At 62.8% G+C, this 22608-nt stretch carries 35 protein-coding genes; all 35 read left to right on the plus strand.

All coding sequences use genetic code 11. The annotated features are described in order from the left end of the window. Positions 1–114: 114 nt before the first annotated feature. Positions 115–1974 carry a DNA helicase RecQ gene (recQ, locus tag F7Q96_RS23590; RefSeq protein ID WP_053822682.1) on the plus strand — a complete coding sequence of 620 codons (1860 nt, stop codon included), beginning with the start codon at positions 115–117 and terminating at the stop codon, positions 1972–1974. 402 nt (positions 1975–2376) lie between these two features. Beyond that, positions 2377–2754, plus strand: coding sequence for a 30S ribosomal protein S12 (gene rpsL / locus F7Q96_RS23595; RefSeq protein ID WP_010810460.1), 378 nt, complete (start codon positions 2377–2379; stop codon positions 2752–2754). A 203-nt stretch (positions 2755–2957) separates the two neighbouring features. Further along, on the plus strand, positions 2958–3428 hold the full coding sequence (gene rpsG, locus F7Q96_RS23600; RefSeq protein ID WP_006576502.1) for a 30S ribosomal protein S7: 471 nt from the start codon (positions 2958–2960) through the stop codon (positions 3426–3428). A 119-nt stretch (positions 3429–3547) separates the two neighbouring features. Beyond that, entirely contained in the window at positions 3548–5656 is a 2109-nt protein-coding gene (gene fusA, locus F7Q96_RS23605; protein WP_053822681.1) for an elongation factor G, read from the plus strand. An 82-nt stretch (positions 5657–5738) separates the two neighbouring features. Beyond that, entirely contained in the window at positions 5739–6929 is a 1191-nt protein-coding gene (tuf, locus tag F7Q96_RS23610) for an elongation factor Tu (RefSeq protein ID WP_053822680.1), read from the plus strand. A gap of 84 nt (positions 6930–7013) precedes the next feature. Beyond that, the gene (gene rpsJ, locus F7Q96_RS23615; RefSeq protein ID WP_006576248.1) at positions 7014–7322 is read left to right on the plus strand and encodes a 30S ribosomal protein S10; all 309 of its coding nucleotides are present in this window, start codon (positions 7014–7016) and stop codon (positions 7320–7322) included. A 339-nt stretch (positions 7323–7661) separates the two neighbouring features. After that, positions 7662–8312 carry a 50S ribosomal protein L3 gene (rplC, locus tag F7Q96_RS23620; RefSeq protein ID WP_006576247.1) on the plus strand — a complete coding sequence of 217 codons (651 nt, stop codon included), beginning with the start codon at positions 7662–7664 and terminating at the stop codon, positions 8310–8312. A gap of 11 nt (positions 8313–8323) precedes the next feature. Beyond that, positions 8324–8944: a 50S ribosomal protein L4 gene (gene rplD / locus F7Q96_RS23625; RefSeq protein WP_053822679.1), complete on the plus strand. Its 621-nt coding sequence runs from the start codon at positions 8324–8326 to the stop codon at positions 8942–8944. Next, positions 8941–9255 (plus strand): 50S ribosomal protein L23, encoded by a 315-nt coding sequence (rplW, locus tag F7Q96_RS23630; RefSeq protein WP_006576245.1) that lies wholly within the window; start codon positions 8941–8943, stop codon positions 9253–9255. Before rplD ends, rplW begins: the two co-directional genes overlap by 4 nt. A gap of 2 nt (positions 9256–9257) precedes the next feature. Further along, positions 9258–10088: a 50S ribosomal protein L2 gene (gene rplB, locus F7Q96_RS23635; protein WP_023264852.1), complete on the plus strand. Its 831-nt coding sequence runs from the start codon at positions 9258–9260 to the stop codon at positions 10086–10088. A gap of 22 nt (positions 10089–10110) precedes the next feature. Continuing rightward, positions 10111–10386 (plus strand): 30S ribosomal protein S19, encoded by a 276-nt coding sequence (gene rpsS / locus F7Q96_RS23640; RefSeq protein WP_006576244.1) that lies wholly within the window; start codon positions 10111–10113, stop codon positions 10384–10386. 9 nt (positions 10387–10395) lie between these two features. Next, positions 10396–10725 carry a 50S ribosomal protein L22 gene (gene rplV / locus F7Q96_RS23645; protein ID WP_006576243.1) on the plus strand — a complete coding sequence of 110 codons (330 nt, stop codon included), beginning with the start codon at positions 10396–10398 and terminating at the stop codon, positions 10723–10725. A 9-nt stretch (positions 10726–10734) separates the two neighbouring features. Then, complete coding sequence (gene rpsC / locus F7Q96_RS23650) at positions 10735–11532, plus strand: 30S ribosomal protein S3 (protein WP_023264853.1); 798 nt, start codon at positions 10735–10737, stop codon at positions 11530–11532. A gap of 2 nt (positions 11533–11534) precedes the next feature. Beyond that, positions 11535–11951: a 50S ribosomal protein L16 gene (gene rplP / locus F7Q96_RS23655; RefSeq protein ID WP_006576240.1), complete on the plus strand. Its 417-nt coding sequence runs from the start codon at positions 11535–11537 to the stop codon at positions 11949–11951. 11 nt (positions 11952–11962) lie between these two features. Beyond that, positions 11963–12157, plus strand: a complete 195-nt coding sequence (rpmC, locus tag F7Q96_RS23660) for a 50S ribosomal protein L29 (protein WP_006576239.1) — start codon at positions 11963–11965, stop codon at positions 12155–12157. Beyond that, positions 12154–12432 carry a 30S ribosomal protein S17 gene (rpsQ, locus tag F7Q96_RS23665; protein ID WP_006576238.1) on the plus strand — a complete coding sequence of 93 codons (279 nt, stop codon included), beginning with the start codon at positions 12154–12156 and terminating at the stop codon, positions 12430–12432. The genes rpmC and rpsQ overlap by 4 nt, the downstream gene beginning before the upstream one ends. A 290-nt stretch (positions 12433–12722) precedes the next feature. Further along, a complete protein-coding gene (gene rplN / locus F7Q96_RS23670) occupies positions 12723–13091 on the plus strand; it encodes a 50S ribosomal protein L14 (RefSeq protein ID WP_006576237.1) in 369 nt (122 codons plus the stop codon). A gap of 9 nt (positions 13092–13100) precedes the next feature. Next, the gene (rplX, locus tag F7Q96_RS23675) at positions 13101–13409 is read left to right on the plus strand and encodes a 50S ribosomal protein L24 (protein ID WP_006576236.1); all 309 of its coding nucleotides are present in this window, start codon (positions 13101–13103) and stop codon (positions 13407–13409) included. Positions 13410–13434: 25 nt separating this feature from the next. After that, positions 13435–13977, plus strand: coding sequence for a 50S ribosomal protein L5 (gene rplE, locus F7Q96_RS23680; RefSeq protein ID WP_006576235.1), 543 nt, complete (start codon positions 13435–13437; stop codon positions 13975–13977). 9 nt (positions 13978–13986) lie between these two features. Next, the gene (gene rpsN, locus F7Q96_RS23685; RefSeq protein WP_053822678.1) at positions 13987–14292 is read left to right on the plus strand and encodes a 30S ribosomal protein S14; all 306 of its coding nucleotides are present in this window, start codon (positions 13987–13989) and stop codon (positions 14290–14292) included. A 27-nt stretch (positions 14293–14319) separates the two neighbouring features. Further along, positions 14320–14715: a 30S ribosomal protein S8 gene (gene rpsH, locus F7Q96_RS23690; RefSeq protein ID WP_006576233.1), complete on the plus strand. Its 396-nt coding sequence runs from the start codon at positions 14320–14322 to the stop codon at positions 14713–14715. Between the two features lie 9 nt (positions 14716–14724). After that, entirely contained in the window at positions 14725–15258 is a 534-nt protein-coding gene (gene rplF / locus F7Q96_RS23695) for a 50S ribosomal protein L6 (protein WP_053822677.1), read from the plus strand. An 11-nt stretch (positions 15259–15269) separates the two neighbouring features. After that, entirely contained in the window at positions 15270–15626 is a 357-nt protein-coding gene (rplR, locus tag F7Q96_RS23700; RefSeq protein WP_053822676.1) for a 50S ribosomal protein L18, read from the plus strand. A 20-nt stretch (positions 15627–15646) separates the two neighbouring features. Then, positions 15647–16165 carry a 30S ribosomal protein S5 gene (gene rpsE / locus F7Q96_RS23705; protein ID WP_006576230.1) on the plus strand — a complete coding sequence of 173 codons (519 nt, stop codon included), beginning with the start codon at positions 15647–15649 and terminating at the stop codon, positions 16163–16165. A gap of 14 nt (positions 16166–16179) precedes the next feature. After that, positions 16180–16362, plus strand: a complete 183-nt coding sequence (rpmD, locus tag F7Q96_RS23710) for a 50S ribosomal protein L30 (RefSeq protein ID WP_006576229.1) — start codon at positions 16180–16182, stop codon at positions 16360–16362. A 22-nt stretch (positions 16363–16384) separates the two neighbouring features. Continuing rightward, positions 16385–16819, plus strand: a complete 435-nt coding sequence (rplO, locus tag F7Q96_RS23715) for a 50S ribosomal protein L15 (RefSeq protein ID WP_006576228.1) — start codon at positions 16385–16387, stop codon at positions 16817–16819. A 46-nt stretch (positions 16820–16865) separates the two neighbouring features. Further along, the gene (gene secY, locus F7Q96_RS23720) at positions 16866–18209 is read left to right on the plus strand and encodes a preprotein translocase subunit SecY (protein WP_023264856.1); all 1344 of its coding nucleotides are present in this window, start codon (positions 16866–16868) and stop codon (positions 18207–18209) included. Positions 18210–18231: 22 nt separating this feature from the next. Continuing rightward, a complete protein-coding gene (gene infA / locus F7Q96_RS23725; RefSeq protein ID WP_006577442.1) occupies positions 18232–18450 on the plus strand; it encodes a translation initiation factor IF-1 in 219 nt (72 codons plus the stop codon). Positions 18451–18482: 32 nt separating this feature from the next. Next, positions 18483–18599, plus strand: coding sequence for a 50S ribosomal protein L36 (rpmJ, locus tag F7Q96_RS23730; protein WP_006160433.1), 117 nt, complete (start codon positions 18483–18485; stop codon positions 18597–18599). A gap of 19 nt (positions 18600–18618) precedes the next feature. Continuing rightward, positions 18619–18984, plus strand: coding sequence for a 30S ribosomal protein S13 (gene rpsM, locus F7Q96_RS23735; RefSeq protein ID WP_006577443.1), 366 nt, complete (start codon positions 18619–18621; stop codon positions 18982–18984). A 25-nt stretch (positions 18985–19009) separates the two neighbouring features. After that, entirely contained in the window at positions 19010–19411 is a 402-nt protein-coding gene (rpsK, locus tag F7Q96_RS23740; RefSeq protein ID WP_023264857.1) for a 30S ribosomal protein S11, read from the plus strand. A gap of 282 nt (positions 19412–19693) precedes the next feature. Beyond that, positions 19694–20317: a 30S ribosomal protein S4 gene (rpsD, locus tag F7Q96_RS23745; RefSeq protein WP_053822675.1), complete on the plus strand. Its 624-nt coding sequence runs from the start codon at positions 19694–19696 to the stop codon at positions 20315–20317. 178 nt (positions 20318–20495) lie between these two features. Next, entirely contained in the window at positions 20496–21476 is a 981-nt protein-coding gene (locus F7Q96_RS23750) for a DNA-directed RNA polymerase subunit alpha (protein WP_006577445.1), read from the plus strand. A gap of 163 nt (positions 21477–21639) precedes the next feature. Continuing rightward, positions 21640–22035 carry a 50S ribosomal protein L17 gene (gene rplQ, locus F7Q96_RS23755; RefSeq protein ID WP_006577446.1) on the plus strand — a complete coding sequence of 132 codons (396 nt, stop codon included), beginning with the start codon at positions 21640–21642 and terminating at the stop codon, positions 22033–22035. Between the two features lie 170 nt (positions 22036–22205). Continuing rightward, positions 22206–22574 carry a divalent-cation tolerance protein CutA gene (cutA, locus tag F7Q96_RS23760; RefSeq protein ID WP_053822674.1) on the plus strand — a complete coding sequence of 123 codons (369 nt, stop codon included), beginning with the start codon at positions 22206–22208 and terminating at the stop codon, positions 22572–22574. Positions 22575–22608: the final 34 nt, after the last annotated feature.

Genomic DNA, 22608 nt, shown 5'->3' on the forward strand with positions numbered 1-22608 from the left:
AGCCGTGACGCCACGCCGGCGATGGCCGGCGTCGTTACGATTCGAAGGGATCGCCAGCCGGTGCGGTGGTATGGTTACGCCTTTCCGATACGTTGCCCGTTTCCCGCTGTTCCTATGTCTGCTGCCCTGGCGATACTCAAGGATGTCTTCGGCTATCACGCCTTCCGTGGCCGCCAGGCGGAAATCATCGAACACGTGGCCGAGGGCGGCGATTGCCTGGTGCTGATGCCGACCGGCGGCGGCAAGTCGCTGTGCTATCAGATTCCCGCGCTGCTGCGCCAGCGCGCCGGCCATGGCGTCGGCATCGTGGTATCGCCGCTGATCGCGCTGATGCAGGACCAGGTTGCGGCGCTGACAGAAGCGGGCGTGCGCGCCGCGGTGCTCAATTCCACGCTGACCGGCGCGGAGGCATCGGCGGTCGAGCGCGACCTGCTGGCCGGCCGCCTCGAGATCCTGTACGTCGCGCCGGAACGGCTGATGACGCCGCGCTTCCAGGATCTGCTGGATCGCACCCGCGTCGGCCTGTTCGCGATCGACGAGGCGCACTGCGTGTCGCAGTGGGGCCACGACTTCCGGCCGGAATACATCCAGCTGTCGGTACTGCACGAGCGCTTCCCGCAGGTGCCGCGCATCGCGCTGACCGCGACGGCCGACGACGTGACGCGGCAGGAGATCGTCGAGCGCCTGGCGCTGCACGACGCCCGCGTCTTCCTGTCGAGCTTCGATCGTCCCAATATCCGCTATCGCATCGTCGAGAAGGACAACGCGCGCCAGCAGCTGCTGGCCTTCATCAAGGCCGAGCACATGGCCGCGGACGGCACCCACGACAGCGGCATCGTCTACTGCCTGTCGCGCCGCAAGGTCGAGGAGACCGCCGACTGGCTGCGCGGCCACGGCATCAACGCGCTGCCTTACCACGCCGGCATGGATGCGGCCGTGAGGCAGCAGCACCAGGCGCGCTTTCGCGACGAGGAAGGGCTGGTGATGGTCGCGACGATCGCCTTCGGCATGGGCATCGACAAGCCGGACGTCCGCTTCGTCGCCCACCTCGACCTGCCCAAAAGCATGGAGGGCTATTACCAGGAGACCGGCCGGGCCGGCCGCGATGGCCTGCCGGCCAATGCCTGGATGGCCTATGGGCTGGGCGACGTCGTGCAGCAGAAGCGGATGATCGACGAGTCGGAGGCCGACGAGACGCACAAGCGCGTGTCGTCGGCCAAGCTCGACGCGCTGCTGGGCCTGTGCGAGACCGCCGGTTGCCGCCGCGTGCGCATCCTCGCGTATTTCGGCGAATCCAGCGAGCCCTGCGGCAACTGCGACACCTGCCTGGAGCCGCCGGCGACCTGGGACGGCACGCGCGAGGCGCAGATGGCGCTGTCCTGCGTCTATCGGACCGCGCAGGCGAGCCGCGTGCACTTCGGCGCCACCCATCTGATCGACGTGCTGCGCGGCAACGCGACCGAGAAGATCCGGCAATGGGGCCACGACAAGGTGTCGACCTTCGGCATCGGCGCCGACCGGTCGGTGTCGGAGTGGCATGCGATCTTCCGGCAGCTGATCGCGCACGGCCTGCTGGTGATCGACCACGGCGGCCACGGAGCCCTGCTGCTGGGCGAATCGGCGCGGGCGGTGCTCAAGGGCGAGACCAGCATCACGCTGCGCCGCCAGGTCAGCAAGCCGGCGCGCGGCGAGCGCGGCGAACGGGGAGGGGCCGGGCGTGGCAACCGCGTGGACCATACCGCCCAGATGGATGAGCAGCAGCTGGCCAAGTGGGAGGCGCTGCGCCGCTGGCGCACCGAGACGGCGCGCGAGCATGGCGTGCCGGCCTATGTGATCTTCCACGATGCGACGCTGGCCGAACTGGCGCGCAGCGCGCCCGACAGCATGGCGGAACTGGCCGAGGTGCCGGGCATCGGCGCGGCCAAGCTGGAACGCTATGGCGACGAATTGCTGGAAGTGCTGCAGAAGGCATAGTCAGCGGGGCGACACGCGGGTGGAGCGCCGCAATGCGGCGCCTGCCGTCGCGCCGACATGTTCGCGCAGGTAAACCGCTTGACCGTTGATCGGTGCGCTGCTAGCATGCCGGATTCGAGTTTTTGGCTTCGGATTTCGCTCGCGCGTCGTTCGGCACCCGGTGTCCGACGATCGTCCCGGCAGTTCAGTCAGTCCTGACTGATTTCGCCAGCGGGATCCCAGGCGAGCTCGCGCTCTTTGGCAAGTCTGGTTGTTCACACAGTCCCGTCCCAGAGCGTTCTGCTCGCCTGCTCCCGCCCAAAACCCGTCCTACCGTTTCGTCGATCGTCGTCGCGCTTGCGGGCGTGCCGCCGATTCGTCGTCGAAGCGGTGTTTTTTTGTAAAACCAAGCTGGATTGAACAATGCCAACTATCAACCAACTGGTTCGCAAGCCGCGCGTCTCTGAAGTCGTCAAGAGCAAGAGCCCGGCGCTTGAGAACTGCCCCCAACGCCGTGGCGTGTGCACCCGTGTGTACACCACCACGCCGAAGAAGCCGAACTCGGCACTGCGTAAGGTCGCCAAGGTGCGTCTGACCAACGGTTTCGAGGTCATCTCGTATATCGGCGGTGAAGGCCACAACCTGCAGGAACACTCGGTCGTGCTGATCCGCGGTGGTCGTGTCAAGGACTTGCCGGGTGTGCGTTACCACATCGTGCGCGGTTCGCTCGACCTGCAAGGCGTCAAGGACCGCAAGCAAGCGCGTTCGAAGTACGGCGCGAAGCGTCCGAAGGCTGCGTAAGCCTGCAACACAAGCGATGGTGGCTGGCGCCCAGCGTCATGTTGCTGTCAACAAGCGGCGGTACAACGGCCCATTTGCTGCGCCGTGCCGTCGAGTAAGTGGTCCACCCGGCGAATTTGCCGCGCCCGGAGCGCAGGAAGGCAAGCTAGTTGGTGGCCGGAGCGCGGAAGACCCCGCACTCAACTGAATCCAAAGGAAAGAAGATGCCACGTCGTCGTGAAGTCCCCAAGCGGGAAATCCTGCCTGATCCGAAGTTCGGTAACGTCGAAGTTGCCAAGTTCATGAACGTGCTGATGCTGGACGGCAAGAAGTCGGTTGCCGAGCGCATCGTTTATGGCGCATTCGACCAGATCGAAAAGAAGGCAGGCAAGGCCCCCATCGAGGTGTTCTCCGTTGCGATCAACAACGTGAAGCCGGTGGTGGAAGTGAAGAGCCGCCGCGTCGGTGGCGCCAACTATCAGGTTCCGGTCGAAGTCCGTCCGTCGCGTCGTTTGGCATTGGCGATGCGCTGGCTGCGCGAGGCCGCAAAAAAACGCAGCGAGAAGTCGATGGCGCTGCGCCTGGCAGGTGAGCTGCTCGAAGCCGCGGAAGGCCGTGGTGGCGCGATGAAGAAGCGCGACGAAGTGCACCGCATGGCCGAAGCCAACAAGGCGTTCTCGCACTTCCGCTTCTAAAGCGCGCGGGATTCGCAGTTGGTTGCCGGGCGGGCTGTGTTTTTACACATCTCGCCCGTTTGTGTTAGGGGCGTAGGCGAAGAGATGCCGGCGCCTCACTGACGAATTAGAGGATTAAAGTGGCTCGTAAGACTCCCATCGAGCGTTACCGCAATATCGGTATCTCGGCTCACATTGACGCGGGTAAAACCACCACCACCGAGCGCATCCTGTTCTACACCGGTGTGAACCACAAGATCGGTGAAGTGCACGATGGCGCCGCCACGATGGACTGGATGGAGCAGGAACAGGAGCGTGGCATCACGATCACCTCGGCTGCGACCACCGCCTTCTGGAAGGGCATGGCCGGCAACTACCCCGAGCACCGCTTCAACATCATCGACACCCCGGGCCACGTGGACTTCACCATCGAGGTGGAGCGTTCCATGCGCGTGCTGGACGGCGCCTGCATGGTGTACTGCGCCGTGGGCGGCGTGCAGCCGCAGTCCGAAACCGTCTGGCGTCAGGCCAACAAGTACGGCGTGCCGCGTCTGGCGTTCGTCAACAAGATGGACCGTACCGGCGCCAACTTCTTCAAGGTCTACGAGCAGCTGAAGACCCGCCTGAAGGCCAACCCGGTGCCCGTGGTGGTGCCGATCGGCGCTGAAGACGGCTTCCAGGGCGTGATCGACCTGCTGGAAATGAAGGCGATCATCTGGGACGAAGCCAGCCAGGGCGTGAAGTTCGAATACAAGGACATCCCGGCCGAGCTGCAGGCGACCGCTGACGAATGGCGCGAGAAGATGGTCGAGTCCGCCGCCGAAGCCAGCGAAGAGCTGATGGAAAAGTACCTGGGCGGCGAAGAGCTGACCCGCGAGGAGATCGTCAAGGCGCTGCGTGACCGTACCATCGCCTGCGAAATCCAGCCGATGCTGTGCGGCACCGCGTTCAAGAACAAGGGCGTGCAGCGCATGCTCGACGCCGTGATCGACTTCCTGCCGTCGCCGGTCGATATTCCGCCGGTCAAGGGCGTGGACGAAAGCGACGACGAGAAGAAGCTCGAGCGCAAGGCCGACGACAACGAGAAGTTCTCGGCGCTGGCGTTCAAGATCATGACCGACCCGTTCGTTGGCCAGCTGATCTTCTTCCGCGTCTACTCGGGCAAGATCAATTCGGGCGACACCGTGTACAACCCGGTGAAGCAGAAGAAGGAGCGTCTGGGCCGTATTCTGCAGATGCACGCCAACCAGCGCGAAGAAATCAAGGAAGTGCTGGCCGGCGACATCGCCGCCGCGGTGGGCCTGAAGGATGCCACCACCGGCGACACGCTGTGCGATCCGTCGGCACCGATCGTGCTCGAGCGCATGGTGTTCCCGGAGCCGGTGATCTCGCAGGCGGTCGAGCCGAAGACCAAGGCCGACCAGGAAAAGATGGGCATCGCCCTGAACCGCCTGGCCGCCGAAGATCCGTCGTTCCGCGTGCGTACCGATGAAGAATCGGGCCAGACCATCATTTCGGGCATGGGCGAGCTCCACCTGGAAATCCTGGTCGACCGCATGAAGCGCGAATTCGGCGTGGAAGCCAACATCGGCGCGCCGCAGGTGGCCTACCGCGAAACCATCCGCAAGAAGGCCGAGGACGTCGAAGGCAAGTTCGTCAAGCAGTCGGGCGGCCGCGGCCAGTACGGCCACGCCGTGATCACGCTGGAACCGCAGGAGCCGGGCAAGGGCTTCGAGTTCATCGACGCCATCAAGGGCGGTGTGATTCCTCGCGAATACATCCCCGCTGTCGAGAAGGGCATCGTCGACACGCTGCAGTCGGGTGTCCTGGCGGGCTTCCCGGTGGTGGACGTGAAGGTCACGCTGACGTTCGGTTCGTACCACGACGTGGACTCGAACGAAAACGCGTTCCGCATGGCCGGCTCGATGGCTTTCAAGGAAGCCATGCGCAAGGCCAGCCCGGTTCTGCTCGAGCCGATGATGGCCGTGGAAGTGGAAACGCCGGAAGACTACACCGGTACCGTGATGGGCGACCTGTCGTCCCGCCGCGGCATCGTGCAGGGCATGGACGACATGGTGGGCGGCGGCAAGATCATCAAGGCCGAAGTCCCGCTGTCGGAAATGTTCGGTTATTCGACCGCGCTGCGCTCGGCCACGCAAGGCCGCGCCACCTACACCATGGAATTCAAGCACTACGCCGAGGCGCCGAAGAACATCGCCGAAGCAGTGATGGCGACCAAGGGCAAGTAACCAAGCTGTATGCCGCCTCGCCCGCGAGGGCGCGGCGGCGTGATGAATCGACAAGACTGCAGTCCATTAGGAGCTGAAAAAAATGGCAAAGGAAAAGTTCGAGCGGACCAAGCCGCACGTGAACGTTGGTACGATTGGTCACGTTGACCACGGCAAGACGACGCTGACGGCGGCGATTGCGACGGTGCTGGCTTCGAAGTTCGGCGGTGCCGCGAAGAAGTACGACGAAATCGATGCGGCGCCGGAAGAGAAGGCCCGCGGTATTACCATCAACACCGCGCACGTCGAGTACGAGACGGCCAACCGCCACTACGCGCACGTTGACTGCCCGGGCCACGCCGACTACGTCAAGAACATGATCACGGGCGCTGCGCAGATGGACGGCGCGATCCTGGTGTGCTCGGCCGCTGACGGCCCGATGCCGCAGACGCGCGAACACATCCTGCTGGCCCGTCAGGTGGGCGTGCCGTACATCATCGTGTTCCTGAACAAGTGCGACATGGTGGACGACGCCGAGCTGCTCGAGCTGGTGGAAATGGAAGTGCGCGAGCTGCTGTCGAAGTACGAGTTCCCCGGCGACGACACCCCGATCATCAAGGGTTCGGCCAAGCTGGCGCTCGAAGGCGACAAGGGCGACCTGGGCGAAGAGGCGATCATGCGCCTGGCCGAGGCGCTGGACACCTACATCCCGACGCCGGAGCGCGCCGTGGACGGCACGTTCCTGATGCCGGTCGAAGACGTGTTCTCGATCTCGGGCCGCGGTACCGTGGTGACCGGCCGTATCGAGCGTGGCGTGATCAAGGTCGGCGAGGAAATCGAAATCGTCGGTATCCGCCCGACGGTCAAGACCACCTGCACCGGCGTGGAAATGTTCCGCAAGCTGCTGGACCAGGGCCAGGCTGGCGACAACGTCGGTCTGCTGCTGCGCGGCACCAAGCGTGAAGACGTCGAGCGCGGCCAGGTGCTGTGCAAGCCGGGTTCGATCAAGCCGCACACGCACTTCACCGGCGAGGTGTACATCCTGTCGAAGGACGAAGGCGGCCGTCACACCCCGTTCTTCAACAACTACCGTCCGCAGTTCTATTTCCGTACGACCGACGTGACCGGCTCGATCGAGCTGCCGAAGGACAAGGAAATGGTCATGCCGGGCGACAACGTGTCGATCACCGTCAAGCTGATCGCCCCGATCGCGATGGAAGAAGGCCTGCGCTTCGCCATCCGTGAAGGCGGCCGCACCGTCGGCGCCGGCGTCGTCGCCAAGATCCTGGACTAAGCCAGGCTGTCGGGACGGGCGGCCTCCGCCCGTCCCTGCTATCACCGGGCCGGTGACGGCCCATCGCTCTTTTAAGGAAAAATCATGCAGAACCAGAAGATCCGTATCCGCCTGAAGGCTTTCGACTATCGCCTGATCGACCAGTCGGCCGCCGAAATCGTGGATACCGCCAAGCGCACCGGCGCGATCGTCAAGGGCCCGGTTCCCCTGCCGACCCGCATCGAGCGCTTCGACATCCTGCGTTCGCCGCACGTCAACAAGACCAGCCGCGATCAATTCGAGATCCGCACCCATCAGCGTCTGCTGGACATCGTCGACCCGTCGGAAAAGACCGTCGACGCGCTGATGAAGCTGGACCTGCCGGCTGGCGTGGACGTCGAGATCAAGGTGTAATCGATCCGACGAGACCGGCCGCGCCCGCGGCCGCTCTGCAGTGGAACGGCGAACGCAAGTTCGCCGTTTTCCTTTTTCGGTGCCGAAACGCCGAAATAGCGACGTATGAACCACGTTGCAACAGCAAATCCCCCGTTTGCTGAACGCCTTGCCAGATTGCAGTTGCCCTTTCCAGAGGGCTGCGATATAGTGTAAGGCTACCCATCTATCTATGGGTATTGGGCTGGCCGTTTTGGCCGCGCGCCGTCTCTTTTGCGCAAGCCCCCGACACCAGAAACACTCAACACGTTTCGTGTATCAATCAGCCCCGGCCAATCGCAGCCGGGAATGGAGCAAACCATGAGCCTTGGCCTTGTAGGTCGCAAGGTTGGCATGACCCGTATTTTCACGGACGACGGTGAAGCGATTCCCGTGACCGTGATCGAGGTCGGCGACAACCGCGTGACGCAAATCAAGACGGACGAGACCGACGGTTATACCGCGGTGCAAGTCACCTTCGGCGCCCGGCGCGCAAGCCGCGTCACCAAGCCGCTGGCGGGTCATCTCGCCAAAGCCGGCGTGGAAGCGGGCGAAGTCATCAAAGAATTCCGCGTGGATGCAGCCAAGGCTGCCGAGCTGCAAGCCGGCGGCACGCTGTCGGTCGACCTGTTCGCGGTCGGCCAGAAGATCGACGTGCAGGGCGTGACGATCGGTAAGGGCTACGCCGGTACCATCAAGCGCTACCACTTCGCGTCGGGCCGTGCCACCCACGGTAACTCGCGTTCGCACAACGTGCCGGGTTCGATCGGTATGGCGCAGGATCCGGGCCGTGTGTTCCCGGGCAAGCGCATGACCGGCCACCTCGGTGACGTCACGCGTACCGTCCAAAACCTGGTCATCGCCAAGATCGACGCAGAGCGCAAGCTGCTGCTGGTCAAGGGCGCGATCCCGGGTTCGAAGGGCGGCAAAGTCATCGTTACCCCGGCCGTCAAGGCCAAAGCTGCGGCTTAAGGAGCGGACACATGGAACTTAAGCTCCTCCAGGACAACGGTCAGATCGGTGCGGGCGTCGCTGCCTCGCCCGAAGTCTTCGGCCGCGATTACAACGAAGCTCTGGTTCACCAGATCGTCGTCGCTTACCAAGCCAACGCGCGTAGCGGCAACCGGAAGCAGAAGGACCGCGAAGAGGTCAAGCACACCACGAAGAAGCCGTGGCGTCAGAAGGGTACGGGCCGTGCTCGTGCCGGTATGTCCTCGTCGCCGCTGTGGCGCGGGGGCGGCCGTATCTTCCCGAACTCGCCGGAAGAGAACTTCAGCCAGAAGGTCAACAAGAAGATGTTCCGTGCCGGCATGCGCTCGATCTATTCGCAGCTGGCCCGGGAAGGTCGTATCAACGTGGTGGAGGGTTTCTCCGTCGACGCGCCCAAGACCAAGCTGCTGGCCGACAAGTTCAAGGCCATGGGTCTGGACTCGGTGCTGATCATCACCGACAACCTCGACGAAAACCTCTACCTGGCATCGCGCAACCTGCCGCACGTGGCGGTTGTCGAGCCGCGCCACGCCGATCCGCTGTCGCTCGTGCACTACAAGAAGGTGCTGGTGACCAAGGCGGCCGTCGCGCAGATCGAGGAGTTGCTCAAATGACGCAAGTAGCCAAGAACGATCATCGTTTGATGCAGGTGCTGCTCGCGCCGGTGGTTTCCGAAAAGGCAACCCTGGTCGCCGACAAGAACGAACAAGTGGTGTTCGAAGTCGCTCGCGACGCCAACAAGGCGGAAGTGAAGGCGGCGGTCGAACTGCTGTTCAAGGTCGAGGTGCAGTCCGTTCAGATCCTGAACCAGAAGGGCAAGCAAAAGCGTTTCGGTCGCTTCATGGGTCGTCGCAACCATGTGAAGAAGGCCTACGTGTCGCTGAAGCCGGGTCAGGAAATCAATTTTGAAGCGGAGGCCAAGTAATCATGGCACTCGTCAAGACCAAGCCGACTTCCCCGGGTCGTCGCTCGATGGTGAAGGTTGTCAACCGCAACCTGCACAAGGGCGATCCGTACGCGCCGCTGCTGGAAAAGCAATTCCAGAAGTCGGGCCGTAACAACAATGGCCACATCACCACCCGTCACAAGGGCGGTGGCCACAAGCATCACTACCGTGTGATCGACTTCAAGCGCAACGACAAGGACGGCATTCCCGCCAAGGTCGAGCGCCTGGAATACGATCCGAACCGCAGCGCCAACATCGCGCTGGTGCTGTTCGCCGACGGCGAGCGCCGCTACATCATCGCCACCAAGGGCATGGTTGCCGGCCAGCAGCTGATGAACGGCTCGGAAGCCCCGATCAAGGCCGGCAACAACCTGCCGATCCGCAACATCCCGGTCGGTACCACGATCAACAACGTGGAAATGCTGCCGGGCAAGGGCGCCCAGATCGCGCGTGCCGCCGGCGGTTCCGCCGTGCTGCTGGCTCGCGAAGGCGTCTACGCCCAGGTGCGCCTGCGCTCCGGTGAAGTGCGCCGCGTGCATATCGAATGCCGCGCCACCATCGGTGAAGTGGGCAACGAAGAGCACAGCCTGCGCGTGATCGGCAAGGCCGGCGCGACCCGCTGGCGCGGTATTCGCCCGACCGTCCGCGGCGTGGTGATGAACCCGATCGACCACCCGCACGGTGGTGGTGAAGGCCGTACCGCTGCTGGTCGCGATCCCGTGTCGCCGTGGGGCACCCCGACCAAGGGTTACCGCACCCGCAGCAACAAGCGCACTGCCAGCATGATCGTGCAGCGCCGCCACAAGCGTTAATCGGTAGGTAGGAGCTAAACACATGACTCGTTCTGCAAAAAAGGGTCCTTTCTGTGACGCCCACCTGCTGAAGAAGGTGGAAACGGCTGTCAGCGGCAAGGACAAGAAACCCATCAAGACGTGGTCGCGCCGCTCGACCATTCTGCCGGAGTTCATCGGCCTGACGATCGCCGTCCACAACGGCCGTCAACACGTGCCGGTGTACGTCACGGAAAACATGGTTGGCCACAAGCTCGGTGAATTTGCGCTGACGCGCACGTTCAAGGGCCACGCGGCTGACAAGAAAGCGAAGAGGTAAGGTGCCATCATGGAAGTGAAAGCGATTCATCGCGGTGCCCGCATCTCCGCCCAGAAGACGCGCCTGGTCGCTGACCAGATCCGTGGTCTGCCGATCGAGCGCGCGCTCAACATCCTGACGTTCAGCCCGAAAAAGGCTGCCGGGATCGTGAAGAAGGTGGTCGAATCGGCCATCGCCAACGCCGAGCACAATGAAGGCGCCGACATCGACGAGCTGAAGGTCAAATCGATCTACGTCGACAAGGCAACCTCGCTCAAGCGCTTCACCGCACGGGCAAAGGGCCGCGGCAACCGCATCGAGAAACAAACCTGTCACATCACTGTGACGCTCGGCAACTAAGGAGTCACGATGGGACAGAAGATTCATCCGACTGGCTTCCGTCTGGCCGTCAGCCGTAACTGGGCTTCGCGTTGGTACGCCAACAACACGAAGTTCGCCGGCATGCTGAAGGAAGACATCGAAGTTCGCGACTTTCTGAAGAAGAAGCTCAAGAACGCTTCGGTGGGCCGCGTCGTCATCGAGCGCCCCGCCCGCAATGCCCGTCTCACCATCTACAGCTCGCGTCCGGGCGTGGTGATCGGCAAGAAGGGTGAGGACATCGAACTGCTGAAGGCCGAGCTGCAGCGTCGCATGGGCGTGCCCGTGCACGTGAACATCGAGGAAATCCGCAAGCCGGAAACCGATGCCCAGCTGATCGCCGACTCGATCACCCAGCAGCTCGAGCGCCGCATCATGTTCCGCCGCGCGATGAAGCGTGCGATGCAGAACGCGATGCGCCTGGGCGCCCAGGGCATCAAGATCATGAGCTCGGGCCGTCTGAACGGTATCGAAATCGCACGTACCGAGTGGTACCGCGAGGGCCGCGTGCCCCTGCACACCCTGCGTGCCGACATCGACTACGGCTTCTCCGAAGCGGAAACCACCTACGGCATCATCGGTGTCAAGGTGTGGGTCTACAAGGGTGATCACCTCGGCCGCAACGACGCGCCGGTGGTGGAAGAGCCGCAAGACGAACGTCGTCGTCGCCCGGGTCGTCCGGACGGTCGCCGTCGTGACGGTGAAGGCCGTCCGGGTGGCAACCGCCGCGGTGGCGCAGGTGCCGGTCGCCGCGCTGCGCCTGGCGCAGACGCGAAGAGTGGAGAATAACGATGCTGCAACCGAAGCGCAGAAAATATCGCAAGGAGCAGAAAGGCCGCAACACGGGTAAGGCTACCCGTGGCAACGCCGTGTCTTTCGGCGAATTCGGCCTGAAGGCAATGGGCCGCGGCCGTCTGACGGCTCGTCAGATCGAGTCGGCACGTCGTGCGATGACCCGCCACATCAAGCGTGGCGGCCGCATCTGGATCCGGATCTTCCCGGACAAGCCGATCTCGAAGAAGCCTGCCGAAGTCCGTATGGGTAACGGCAAGGGCAATCCGGAGTACTACGTGGCTGAAATCCAGCCGGGCAAGATGCTGTACGAAATGGATGGCGTGAGCGAAGAGCTGGCGCGTGAGGCGTTCCGCCTCGCGGCCGCCAAGCTGCCGATCGCGACCAATTTCGTGGTGCGCCAGGTCGGGACGTAAGGAGAGCAGGAATGAAAGCATCCGAACTTCGCGGCAAGGACGCCGCAGGCCTGAACCAGGAGCTCTCCGAGCTCCTGAAGGCCCAATTTAGCCTGCGCATGCAAAAGGCCACCCAACAGCTGCAGAACACCAGCCAGCTGAAGAAGGTGCGCAAGGACATCGCGCGGGTGCATACCGTGCTGAACGAAAAGGCGAACTCGAAATGACTGAAACTGCAAAAACGGAATCGTCGCTTCGCCGTACGCTGGTCGGCCGCGTGGTAAGCGACAAGATGGACAAGACCGTGACGGTCCTGGTCGAAAACCGTGTCAAGCACCCGCTGTATGGCAAGTACGTGCTGCGCTCGAAGAAGTACAAGGCGCATGACGAAGCCAACCAGTACAAGGAAGGCGACAAGGTCGAGATCCAGGAAGGCCGTCCGATCTCGCGGACCAAGTCCTGGGTCGTTTCCCGGCTGGTCGAAGCAGCGCGCGTCATCTAAGAACCAACAGGTTCCAGGCTGACTTGCAGGTCCAGGATTATGTGCTATAATCCTGGACTTCCGCTTTATTGCGGCCGTCTCTTGTAACACCACCCGGGCGGTCCGTTAAAGCGAACCCCAGGCCTAGCGGCTCCTGACAGTCACACCGTTCAGACCGCCTGGCACACCGACTTCAAGTTGATCAACCCAAACGGTGACTGGCGCAATGCCGGTGGCCGACGGGACCAAGACTGACCGGCGGGCGTACCTTTTTCGTGGGCCCGGTGGATTAAGTTGGGAAGACAAACACCATGATTCAGACAGAAAGCCGGCTCGAAGTGGCCGATAACACGGGTGCGCGCGAAGTGCTGTGCATCAAAGTGCTGGGTGGGTCCAAGCGCCGCTATGCGAGCGTAGGCGACATCATCAAGGTGACCGTCAAGGACGCAGCGCCGCGCGGTCGCGTGAAGAAGGGCGACATCTACAACGCCGTCGTGGTCCGCACCGCCAAGGGCGTGCGCCGCGCGGACGGTTCGCTCGTCAAGTTCGACGGCAATGCCGCTGTCCTGCTGAACAACAAGCTCGAGCCGATCGGCACCCGTATCTTCGGGCCGGTGACTCGTGAACTCCGTACCGAGCGTTTCATGAAGATCGTGTCGCTCGCACCGGAAGTGCTGTAAGGAGCCGCCATGAACAAGATTCGCAAAGGCGACGAGGTCATCGTCCTGACCGGCAAGGACAAGGGCAAGCGCGGCAAGGTCCAGGCCGTGCTGGGCGACAAGGTCGCCGTCGAGGGCGTGAACGTCGCGAAGAAGCACGCACGTCCGAACCCGATGCTGGGCACGACCGGCGGCGTGATCGACAAGGTCATGCCCCTGCATATTTCCAACGTTGCGCTCGTGGATGCCAATGGCAAGCCGTCGCGCGTCGGCATCAAGCTGGTGGAAGGCAAGCGCGTGCGCGTGCTGAAGACCACCGGCGCCGTCGTCGCCGCTTGATTCTGGGCACGGATAGGAGTTGAGCATGGCAGCACGTCTGCAAGAGCAGTACAAAGAACAGGTCGTTCCGGCCCTGATGAAGAAGTTCGGCTACAAGTCGGTCATGGAGGTGCCCCGCATCACCAAGATCACGCTGAACATGGGTCTGGGCGAAGCCATCAATGACAAGAAGGTCATCGAGCTGGCAGTGGGCGACCTGACCAAGATCGCTGGTCAGAAGCCGGTCGTGACGAAGGCCCGCAAGGCCATCGCCGGCTTCAAGATTCGCCAGGGCTATCCCATCGGTGCGATGGTGACCCTGCGTGGCGAACGGATGTGGGAATTCCTGGACCGTTTCGTCACCGTGGCCCTGCCGCGCGTGCGCGATTTCCGTGGTGTGTCCGGCAAGTCGTTCGACGGCCGTGGCAACTACAACATCGGTGTGAAAGAGCAGATCATCTTCCCCGAAATCGAGTACGACAAGATCGACGCGCTGCGCGGTCTGAACATCAGCATCACGACGACGGCGAAGAATGACGAGGAAGCCAAGGAGCTCCTCGCGGCATTCAAGTTCCCGTTCCGCAATTAAGGGGTAACCGTGGCTAAATTGGCTCTGATTGAACGTGAGAAGAAGCGCGCCAAGCTCGTGGCGAAGTACGCCGAGAAGCGCGCTGCCCTCAAGGCCATCATCGACGACCAAGCGAAGTCGGAAGAAGAGCGTTACGAAGCGCGCCTGGAGCTGCAACAGCTGCCGCGCAACGCCAATCCGACCCGCCAGCGCAATCGCTGCGCGATCACCGGTCGTCCCCGCGGTACCTTCCGCAAGTTTGGCCTGGCGCGTAACAAGATCCGCGAGATCGCCTTCAAGGGCGAAATTCCGGGTCTGACGAAAGCCAGCTGGTAATTACGCACAGGCTACAGGAGAAACAGTATGAGCATGAGCGATCCTATCGCCGATATGCTGACGCGCATCCGCAACGCCCAGGGCGTGCAGAAGGCGTCGGTTGTCATGCCGTCGTCGAAGCTGAAAGTGGCGATCGCCAAGGTCCTGAAGGACGAGGGCTATATCGACGACTACGCTGTCGCCGAGGAAGGCGGCAAGGCACAACTGACCATCGGTCTGAAGTACTACGCCGGCCGTCCGGTGATCGAGCGCATCGAACGCGTGTCGAAGCCCGGTCTGCGCGTGTACAAGGGCCGCAGCGAAATCCCGCAAGTGATGAACGGCCTGGGGGTCGCGATCATCTCGACCCCCAAGGGTCTGATGACCGATCGCGCGGCACGTGCCACCGGCGTGGGCGGCGAAGTCATCTGCTACGTCGCGTAAGGAGTAACCATGTCCCGTGTAGGTAAGGCTCCCATCGCGCTGCCGAAAGGCGCGGAAGTGAATGTGGCGGCCGGCGTGCTCACCGTCAAGGGCCCGCTCGGTACGCTGTCCCAGCCGATTCACAAGCTGGTCAAGGCCAACGTCGAGAACGAGACGCTGACCTTCTCGCCGGCCGACGAATCGAGCGAAGCAAACGCTCTGCAGGGCACCATGCGTGCTCTGGCGGCCAATATGGTCAAGGGCGTGACCACCGGTTTCGAGCGCAAGCTGACGCTGGTTGGCGTGGGTTACCGCGCCCAGGTGCAAGGCGCTGCGCTGAAGCTCCAGCTTGGTTTCTCGCACGACGTGATCCATGAGATGCCGGAAGGCGTGAAGGCGGAAACGCCGACGCAGACCGAGATCATCATCAAGGGTGCGGACAAGCAGAAAGTCGGTCAGGTTGCCGCGGAAGTCCGCGCGTACCGTCCGCCCGAGCCCTATAAGGGCAAGGGTGTTCGCTACGCAGACGAGCGCGTCATCCTGAAGGAAACCAAGAAGAAGTAAGGGGTGCAGTGATGAACAAGAAAGACGCTCGTTTGCGCCGTGCACGTCAGACCCGCGCCAAGATTGCCGAGCTGAAGGTCAATCGTCTGACTGTGTTCCGTACGAATTCGCATATTTACGCTCAGGTCTACTCGCCGTGCGGCACCCAGGTGGTGGCGTCGGCTTCGACCGTCGAAGCAGAAGTGCGCAAGGAACTGACCGGCAGCGGTGCCACCACCGCTGCTGCCACCGTGATCGGCAAGCGCATCGCCGAGAAGGCGAAGGCCGCCGGCGTGGAAACCGTGGCGTTCGATCGCGCCGGCTTCCGCTTCCACGGTCGCGTGAAGGCCCTGGCTGACGCTGCCCGCGAAGCCGGCCTCAAGTTCTAAGCGCTTAAGAGAGATACGTCATGGCAAAGATGCAAGCAAAAGTCCAGCAGGACGAACGCGACGACGGCCTCCGCGAGAAGATGATCTCGGTCAACCGCGTCACCAAGGTGGTGAAGGGTGGCCGGATTCTCGGTTTCGCTGCGCTGACCGTGGTCGGTGACGGCGATGGCCGCATCGGCATGGGCAAGGGCAAGGCGAAGGAAGTGCCGGTGGCCGTGCAGAAGGCAATGGACGAAGCCCGTCGCAAGATGGTCAAGGTCCCGCTGAAGAACGGCACGCTGCAGCACGAAGTCGTTGGCAAGCACGGCGCCGCCAAGGTGCTGATGATGCCGGCCAAGGAAGGTACCGGCGTGATCGCCGGCGGCCCGATGCGCGCGATCTTCGAGGTGATGGGCGTGACCAACGTCGTCACCAAGTCGCACGGCTCGACCAACCCGTACAACATGGTTCGCGCCACGCTGGACGGTCTGCAGAAGATGAGCACGCCGGGCGAAATCGCCGCCAAGCGTGGCAAGTCTGTCGAAGACATCCTCGGTTAAGGCAGGTGAACGAAATGTCGCAGAAAACCGTAAAAGTGCAACTCGTGCGCAGCCTGATCGGCACGCGCGAGGATCATCGCGCCACCGTCCGTGGTCTTGGCCTGCGCCGCCTGAACTCGGTGTCGGAACTGCAGGATACGCCGGCCGTGCGCGGCATGATCAACAAGGTCTCGTACCTGGTGAAGGTCATCGGCTGAGCCTGGGCAAACGGAGAGCAATATGCAACTGAACAACCTGAAACCGGCCGCCGGTTCGAAGCACGCCAAGCGTCGCGTCGGCCGCGGTATCGGCTCCGGCCTGGGCAAGACCGCCGGTCGCGGTCACAAGGGTCAGAAGTCGCGTTCGGGCGGCTTCCACAAGGTGGGCTTCGAAGGCGGCCAGATGCCGCTGTACCGTCGTCTGCCGAAGCGCGGCTTCACGTCGCTGACCAAGGCGTTCACCGCCGAAGTCACGCTGCGTGATCTGGAGCGCCTGGAAGCGGCCGAAGTCGACCTGCTGGTTCTGAAGCAGGCTGGCCTGGTCAGCGACCTGGTCAAGAGCGCCAAGGTCATCAAGGCCGGCGAGCTGACCCGCAAGGTGACGATCAAGGGTCTGGGTGCCACCGCTGGCGCCAAGGCAGCGATCGAAGCCGCGGGCGGTCAGATCGCGGAGTAAGTAAGCAGATTTCGCAGCATAGGCGAGTCACAAGTCGGAGCATCGTTTGGCCACGGCGAAACCCAATGCAAGCGCACAGGCCAGGAACACGGCGAAGTACGGCGACCTCAAGCGCCGGCTGATGTTCCTGGTGCTGGCCCTGATCGTCTACCGCATCGGTGCGCATATTCCGGTGCCGGGGATCGATCCGGAGCAACTGGCGCAGCTGTTCCAGAGTCAGTCGGGTGGCATCCTCGGGATGTTCAACCTGTTCTCGGGAGGCGCGCTGTCGCGCTTCACCGTGTTCGCGCTCGGCATCATGCCGTACATCTCGGCGTCGATCATCATGCAGCTGCTGACGATCGTGCTGCCGCAGCTGGAATCGCTGAAGAAGGAAGGGCAGGCCGGACAGCGGAAGATCACCCAGTACACCCGCTACGGGACCGTGCTGCTGGCGACCTTCCAGGCGTTCTCGATCGCGGTCGCGCTCGAGTCGCAACCGGGCCTGGTGATCGACCCCGGCATGATGTTCCGCGCTACCGCGGTGATCACGCTGGTGACCGGCACGATGTTCCTGATGTGGCTGGGTGAGCAGATCACCGAGCGCGGACTGGGCAACGGCATCTCGATCATCATCTTCGGCGGTATCGCGGCGGGCTTGCCCAATGCGATCGGCGGGCTGTTCGAACTGGTTCGCACCGGCTCGATGAGCATCATCGCGGCGATCTTCATCGTGGCGATCGTGATCGCGGTGACGTTCGCGGTGGTGTTCGTCGAACGCGGCCAGCGCAAGATCCTGGTGAACTATGCCAAGCGTCAGGTCGGCAACAAGGTGTACGGCGGCCAGTCGTCGCACCTGCCGCTGAAGCTGAACATGGCAGGGGTGATTCCGCCGATCTTCGCATCGTCGATCATCCTGTTCCCGGCGACGATCGCGGGCTGGTTCACGTCGGATTCGACCGGCACCGTGGGCAGGTTCATCAAGGACCTGGCCGCGACGTTGTCGCCCGGCCAACCGGTGTACATCCTGCTCTATGCTGCGGCAATCGTGTTCTTCTGCTTCTTCTATACGGCGTTGGTTTACAACAGCCGGGAAGTGGCGGACAACCTGAAGAAAAGCGGTGCCTTCATTCCGGGCATCCGTCCTGGCGAGCAGACGACGCGCTATATCGACAAGATTCTGGTGCGACTGACGCTGGCTGGTGCGATCTACATCACACTGGTCTGCCTGTTGCCGGAATTCCTGGTGCTGCGCTGGAACGTGCCGTTCTATTTCGGCGGAACTTCGCTGCTGATCATCGTGGTCGTCACGATGGACTTCATGGCCCAGGTTCAGTCCTATGTCATGTCGCAGCAGTACGAGTCGTTGCTGAAGAAGGCCAATTTCAAAGGTAACCTGACTTTGCGCTGAGCCGGGTCAGGACAGGCTAGGTATGGCTAAAGACGACGTCATCCAGATGCAGGGTGAGGTAATCGAAAACCTGCCCAATGCGACCTTCAGGGTGAAGCTGGAAAATGGCCATGTCGTACTGGGCCATATCTCCGGGAAGATGCGGATGCACTACATCCGTATCCTGCCGGGGGACAAAGTTACGGTCGAATTGACGCCATACGATCTGTCACGCGCGCGCATCGTCTTCCGGACGAAGTGAGCCGAAACAGGAATTGAAGGAAGAGGAAAATCATGAAAGTGCTGGCTTCTGTTAAGCGCATTTGCCGCAACTGCAAAGTTATCAAGCGCAACGGTGTCGTGCGCGTGATCTGCTCGTCGGATCCCCGCCACAAGCAACGCCAAGGCTAATCGTAAAGAGGATTGACGAATGGCACGTATCGCAGGGGTTAACATCCCGAATCACAAGCATACCGAGATCGGCCTGACGGCGATTTACGGTATCGGCCGCTCGCGCGCTCGCAAGATTTGCGAGGCCACTGGCGTTCCTTTTGACAAGAAGGTCAAGGATCTGACCGACGCCGACCTGGAAAAGCTTCGTGACGAAGTGGGCAAGGTCACGGTCGAGGGTGACCTGCGTCGTGAAACCACGATGAACATCAAGCGTCTGATGGACCTTGGTTGCTATCGTGGCCTGCGTCACCGCCGCGGCCTGCCGCTGCGTGGCCAGCGCACCCGCACCAACGCCCGTACCCGCAAGGGTCCGCGTAAGGCCGGCGTGGCTCTGAAGAAGTAACGCCCAAGGCAGAGGAAGATAACTAATGGCAAAAGGTCCGAATAACGCCGCCCAGCGCGCGCGTAAGAAGGTCAAGAAGAACGTCGCCGACGGCATCGCGCACGTCCACGCCTCGTTCAACAACACGATCATCACGATCACCGACCGTCAGGGCAACGCCCTGTCGTGGGCGACCTCGGGTGGCCAGGGCTTCAAGGGTTCGCGCAAGTCGACCCCGTTCGCAGCCCAGGTTGCTGCCGAGAACGCCGGCCGCGTGGCGCAAGACCAGGGCATCAAGAACCTGGAAGTGCGCATCAAGGGCCCGGGTCCGGGTCGTGAGTCGGCCGTGCGTGCGCTGAACGCACTGGGCATCAAGATCGCGGTGATCGAAGATGTCACGCCGGTGCCGCACAACGGCTGCCGTCCGCCGAAGCGCCGCCGTATCTAAGCGCCAGGCATCGCCGGACCCGCGCCGGATTTTCCGGGCGCGGGTTCTGTCGTTCTTGTTGTGATAGAATGCCGCGTTTTGTCGGCGAGGCATCCGCGTCAGCGGCTGCTGCCGGACAGATCGTCGGAATTCAGTGCGAATTCATCGTGTGGCGCGCAGCCGGCCGGCCGCGCGCGTTGGATAAGCCCACCGTTCGCCGTCGCCGCCCTCCGGGCGGATGCAGCAGGCGGACTCGCGGCGCGTCGATCCTGGCGCCGCGATCGAATCAGTAAGGAAGATAAAGTGGCACGTTATACCGGCCCGAAGGCCAAACTTTCCCGCCGTGAAGGCACCGACCTGTTCCTGAAGAGCGCGCGCCGCTCGCTCGCCGACAAGTGCAAGCTGGACAGCAAGCCGGGCCAGCATGGCCGTACCTCGGGCGCCCGTACCTCCGACTACGGCACCCAGCTGCGTGAAAAGCAGAAGGTCAAGCGTATCTACGGCGTGCTCGAGCGCCAGTTCCGCCGCTACTTTGCCGAGGCCGACCGCCGCAAGGGCAATACCGGCGAGAACCTGCTCCAGCTGCTGGAAACGCGCCTGGACAACGTCGTGTACCGGATGGGCTTCGGCTCGACCCGCGCCGAAGCGCGCCAGCTGGTGTCGCACAAGGCGATCCTGGTCAACGGCCAGACCCTGAACGTGCCGTCGGCGCAGATCAAGGTGGGTGACGTCGTGTCGATCCGCGAGCAGTCGAAGAAGCAGGCTCGCATCGCCGAGTCGCTGTCGCTGGCCGAGCAGTCGGGCTTCCCGAGCTGGGTGGCCGTCGATCCGAAGAAGTTCGAAGGCACGTTCAAGCAAGTGCCGGATCGCGCCGATATCTCGGGCGACATCAACGAGAGCCTGATCGTCGAATTGTATTCGCGTTAATCGCCCGGACCCGTTCGCCTACAACGGCCGCGGCTTGCGATTTCTCGTCGAGCTCCATCTTCAGCCCGGCGCGCTTCGGCGCGCCGGGCTTATTGCCCATCGTACGATGGGTTTTTTCGGGTTCCAAAACTCAGCCTTATCGGTGTAACGAGCCGAGGGTATTGAAAAGGACAACCTAATGCAAACAGCACTCCTCAAGCCAAAAATCATCGCCGTCGAGCCGCTGGGCGATCATCACGCCAAAGTCGTGATGGAGCCGTTCGAGCGCGGCTACGGCCATACGCTCGGTAACGCCCTGCGTCGCGTGCTGCTGTCGTCGATGGTCGGCTATGCCCCGACCGAAGTGACGATCGCTGGGGTGGTCCACGAATATTCCACCATCGACGGCGTGCAGGAAGACGTCGTCAACCTGCTGCTGAACCTGAAGGGCGTCGTCTTCAAGCTGCACAACCGCGACGAAGTCACGGTGTCGCTGCGCAAGGAAGGCGAAGGCGTGGTGACGGCCGCCGATATCGAGCTGCCGCACGATGTCGAGATCATCAACCCCGGCCACGTGATCGCCCATCTGTCGGCCGGCGGCAAGCTGGACATGCAGATCAAGGTCGAACAGGGCCGCGGCTATGTGCCGGGCAACGTTCGCAAGTTCGGCGACGAGTCGAGCAAGGTGATCGGCCGCATCGTGCTGGACGCCTCGTTCTCGCCGGTGCGCCGCGTCTCGTACGCGGTCGAGTCGGCCCGTGTCGAGCAGCGTACCGACCTGGACAAGCTGGTGATGAACATCGAAACCGACGGCGTGATCTCGCCCGAGGAAGCGATCCGTCAATCGGCGCGCATCCTGGTCGATCAGCTGTCCGTGTTCGCCGCGCTGGAAGGCACCGAGTCGTCGGCGGAAGCCGCTTCGAGCCGCGCGCCGCAGATCGATCCGATCCTGCTGCGTCCGGTCGACGATCTGGAGCTGACGGTGCGCTCGGCCAACTGCCTGAAGGCCGAGAACATCTACTACATCGGCGACCTGATCCAGCGTACCGAGAACGAACTGCTGAAGACCCCGAACCTGGGTCGCAAGTCGCTCAACGAAATCAAGGAAGTCCTCGCTTCGCGTGGCCTGACGCTCGGCATGAAGCTGGAGAACTGGCCGCCCGCTGGCCTGGAGAAGTAATCTGCGCGGCGGGCGCCAGCCGGCGTCCGCCGCCAGTCCCTGCCGTATTGGCCAGCGATGGCCAGGCGGCGCAAACCGACTACCGGCCCGCGCCGGCGCGCTCCCGAAGGAATGCGCTGGCGATAGAAGAGCTGGTCAAACACTGATCTAGAAAGGAATCATCATGCGTCACCGTCATGGTTTGCGGAAACTGAACCGCACCTCGTCGCACCGTCTCGCGATGCTGCGCAACATGTCCAACTCGCTGTTCCAGCACGAGCTGATCAAGACCACGCTGCCGAAGGCCAAGGAACTGCGCAAGGTCGTCGAGCCGCTGATCACGCTGGCCAAGAAGGACACCGTTGCCAACCGCCGTCTGGCTTTCGCCCGTCTGCGCGACCGCGACATGGTCACCAAGCTGTTCAACGAACTGGGCCCGCGCTACGCCACCCGTCCGGGCGGCTACACCCGCATCCTGAAGTTCGGCTTCCGTCAGGGCGACAACGCGCCGATGGCGCTGGTCGAGCTGGTCGATCGTCCCGAAGTGACCGAGGCCCCGGCCGAGGAAGCTGCGGAGTAAGACCTTCGCCTCTTCGCCGATCCGACCGCCGGACCGATCGCTGATTCGGCGCGGCGGGCGCCACCGGCGCTGCGGATGGGCGAACCGCTTACAATCGAGCCAGGCAATCGCCTGGCTCTTTTGTTTTTGGGCCACCGCTTTTGAGTCGGCGTCATGCAGGAGCGATTTCGATGGACGCATCGCAGGTACTGGTCGTGATCACCACGCTGCCGGACGAGGACAGCGCAACCGCGCTGACCCGCGCGCTGCTGGAAGCGCGGGTCGCTGCGTGCGTGAACCGTATGCCGGCCTGCGAGTCGCAGTACTGGTGGCAGGGGAAGATCGAGACCGCGCGCGAACTGCCGCTGCTGATCAAGACCACGCGGGCTTGCTACGACGCGCTCGAAGCGGCGATCCGCCAGCACCATCCCTACGACGTGCCCGAGATCGTCGCGCTGCCCGTGCAGGCGGGGCTGCCGGCCTATCTCGACTGGGTCGTCCAGCAGACCGCGACGCCGGGCGGCAACGGCAACGCGCGCCGGGGCAACGACGCGGCATAACGAAACACAGCAGGTAACCGACGATGGGCAGCAC

It is taken from the genome of Cupriavidus gilardii (assembly GCF_008801915.1).
GTDB lineage: Bacteria > Pseudomonadota > Gammaproteobacteria > Burkholderiales > Burkholderiaceae > Cupriavidus > Cupriavidus gilardii.